This window comes from Bartonella sp. AA81SXKL (genome assembly GCF_042196945.1).
In the GTDB taxonomy this organism is placed as follows: domain Bacteria; phylum Pseudomonadota; class Alphaproteobacteria; order Rhizobiales; family Rhizobiaceae; genus Bartonella.
On the sequence record NZ_JBHIRH010000451.1, the window covers coordinates 1 to 506 of the forward strand.

Here is a 506-nt window from a genome sequence, read left to right on the forward strand (position 1 = left end):
CTAAGGTTTGTAGGAAGAAGCTTACTGTATTTTGGTTTTCCAAATAGATCAAAGTGTTGAATCTTCTTTATTTTGCCTTCGGAGAAGAAAAATGAATGGACATCATAATTGTTTTGGCAGTAATAACTGCTGTGAAATTTAAAGGTTGAGACGATATCCGTTTTGCTCTGTAATGAGGATTTGTGCGTTGGAGGGGTCTTTTTCAATTTTTTGTCGCAAACGATAAATATGAGTCTCTAAGGTATGAGTAACAACGTTTTCATTATAGCCCCAAATCTGTTCTAAAAGTGTTTCACGATTGACGATTTGTTCATTAGTGCAAGAGAGATATTTAAGAATGGCAGCCTCCTTTTCTGTGAGGCGAATTTTATTGTTTTGTTGATCAATGAGGAGTTTTTGTCCAGGTTTAAAAGTATAAGGACCAATGTACAAAACAGCATCGTCATTTTGTTCATATTGGCGCAATTGGGCACGAATTCGTGCCAAAAGTACTGCAAAACGAAAGG

The 506-nt window shown here is 36.2% G+C and carries 1 protein-coding gene; it reads right to left on the bottom strand.

Going from position 1 to position 506, the window contains the following annotated elements:
• Nucleotides 1–138: 138 nt before the first annotated feature.
• A partial coding sequence (locus ACFINZ_RS12200) for a helix-turn-helix domain-containing protein (protein WP_375701664.1) occupies nt 139–506 on the bottom strand: 368 nt, incomplete at its 5' end.